The 2467-nt window shown below is 79.6% G+C and carries 2 protein-coding genes; both read right to left on the bottom strand.

Going from position 1 to position 2467, the window contains the following annotated elements; genetic code table 11:
- Window positions 1-56: 56 nt before the first annotated feature.
- Entirely contained in the window at window positions 57-1226 is a 1170-nt protein-coding gene (locus ACFU6K_RS36705; RefSeq protein ID WP_380670635.1) for an ROK family protein, read from the bottom strand.
- Between the two features lie 72 nt (window positions 1227-1298).
- Window positions 1299-2467 (bottom strand): FGGY family carbohydrate kinase (locus ACFU6K_RS36700; RefSeq protein ID WP_380670633.1); only part of this gene is annotated, 1169 nt, incomplete at its 5' end.

Genomic DNA, 2467 nt, shown 5'->3' with positions numbered 1-2467 from the left:
GGTCGTGGTCGAGCACGACCGACGACGTTCGGGCCCCGGCCCTGCTCCCGAGGGCGTCAGCCGACCGGGAGCAGGGTCGGGTCCGCCATGATCCGGCGGACCGTCGTCAGCGCCGCGCCCAGCAGCGGCCCGCGCGGGCCCAGGGCGGACGCGCGCAGCGCCTCCGGCGCCCAGGGCCGCACGGTGACCCGGGCCGCCAGCTCGGCGCGGACGGCCGGCAGCAGCCAGTCGGCGAGTTCGGCGTAGGCGCCGCCGAGGACGAGGCCGTCCGGGTCGATGAGGTCCACGGCGGAGGTGAGGGCCAGGCCGAGGGCGCGCCCCGCGCGGTCCAGCGCCGCCAGGGTCGGCGCGTGCCCGGCGCCCGCCCGTCGGGCCAGCAGGGCGACCGCCTCGCCCGGGCCGTGCTGTACGAGGGCGGCCTCGCGCAGCACGGCCGCCTCGCCCGCGTACTGCTCCAGGCAGCCGCGGGATCCGCAGGCGCACTCCGGGCCGTCCGGGTGGACGGGGAGGTGGCCGAGTTCGCCGGCGAAGCCCCGGGCGCCCCGGAACAGCCGCCCGCCGATGATCAGGGCGGCGCCGATCCCGCCCCCGGCGGAGACGTGCACGAAGGTCTCCGCGGGCTTCCCCGCCTTCCAGTACTCGGCCAGCGCCCCGAGGTTGGCCTCGTTCTCCGGTTCGGGCACGGTGTCCGCGTCCGGCCAGTGATCGGACAGCCGGACACCGTGCCAGCCGAGGTTGGGCGCGCCCTCGACGAGTCCGCCGGGCTCGTTCGGCACCACTCCGGGCACGGCCAGGATCCGGCCCTCGACGCGCAGCCCGAGGGCGGCGGCCTCGGCCTCCGCCGCGGCGGCCAGCGCTGCGGCCTCCGCCAGTACCTCCCGGGCCGGGCGGCCCGCGTTGGCCCGCTCCTCCCGACGCCACACGCGCGGCTCGCCCCGCAGGTCCACCACGCACGCGCCGAGGTGGCCGACGCCGATCTCCAGGCCGAGGCCCGCCGGGCCCTCGCCGCTCACGGCCAGCTCACGGCCGGGCCGGCCGGGGCGTCCGCTGGCGGTGGCCGCCGCCTCGGTGAGCGCACCGCGCCCGATCAGCTCGTCGACCAGTGAGGAGACGGCCGCCCGGGTCAGGCCGATGCGTGCGGCGACGTCCGCGCGGGACAGCGGCCGGGCGAGCGGGCTGTGCCCGGCGAGCGTGCCGAGGACCAGCGAGAGGTTCCGCCGCCGCATGTCCCGCAACGACGCGGGCCCGTTGCCCTGGCTGCTCCTCGCACTGCCGACCACCGTCACGCGCGCGCCCTCCTACCGGTCCTCGGCCGGGGCTCCCTGCAAGGCCCCGGCCCGACGCAGGGTACCGCCGATCCGTTCGAGGGCGTCCGTGTCCCGTGCCACGGGCTCCAGCACCGGACCCTCGGCGGTGCGCCAGCGCCGTGCCACCGCGTCGGCGGGCTCGCCGGTGAGCAGGGCGGCGGCCTGGGCGGCCGCGCCGAGCGCGACGAGCTCCCGGGCGGCGGGCACCCGGACGGCCCGGCCCGAGAGCCGCAGGACGGTCCGCTGCCAGGCGCGGCCGCGGGCGCCGCCGCCGATCAGCAGCAGCGGCTCCCCGCCCGACGGGTCCTCACCGCCCGCGCGCAGCACGTCGGCCAGGGCGGTGAGCAGGGCGTGGGCGGCGCCGTCGTACGCGGCCTGGAGCAGTTGCCCCGGCGTGGTGTCGTGGCGCAGCCCGTGGACCAGGCCGGACGCTCCGGGCAGGTCCGGTGTGCGCTCCCCGTCCAGGTAGGGCGGCACCACCGCGGTGCCGCCGTCCTCGACCTCCTCGCGGCCGCGTCCGAGCAGGGCGGCGAAGCGGTCGACGGCGAGGGTGCAGTTGAGCGTGCAGGCGAGCGGCAGCCAGCCGCCGAGGGCGTCGGCGAAGCCCGCGACCGTCCCGCTCGGGTCCACCGGCCGCTGCCGGCCGACGGCGTAGACCGTTCCGGAGGTGCCGAGGCTGAGCACCGGCTGCCCGGGGAGCAGGCCGAGCCCGAGGGCGGCGGCCATGTTGTCGCCGGTGCCGGTGGCCACCGGTGTGCCCGCCCGCAGCGGCGTGCCCGGGCGGACCGCGCCGGCCCGCGTGCCCGGTGCGAGGACCGGCGGCAGCAGGGCCGGGTCGAGGCCGATGCGGTCGAGGACGTCCTCGTCGTAGCCGTCCGGCCCCCACCAGCCGGTTCCCGAGGCGTCGCCCCGGTCGGTGGCCGCCTCGCCGGTCAGCCGTTCGGTGAGGAAGTCGTGCGGGAGGCGGACGGCGGCGACGCGCTCGGCGGCGGCGGGCTCGTTGGCGCGCAGCCAGGCCCACTTGGGGGCGGTGAAGGCGGCGGCGGGGACGCTGCCGGTGCGGCGGGCGAGCTCCGCCGCGCCGATCGCGGCCCGCAGCTCGGCGGCCTGGGGGGCGGAGCGGACGTCGTTCCAGAGCAGCGCCGGGCGGACCGGCGCCC

The sequence above is a fragment of the Kitasatospora sp. NPDC057512 genome (genome assembly GCF_042802135.1).
Lineage (GTDB): Bacteria > Actinomycetota > Actinomycetes > Streptomycetales > Streptomycetaceae > Kitasatospora.
Note: the sequence above shows the minus strand (reverse complement) of the source record. Positions and strands in the feature narration are given on the sequence as shown.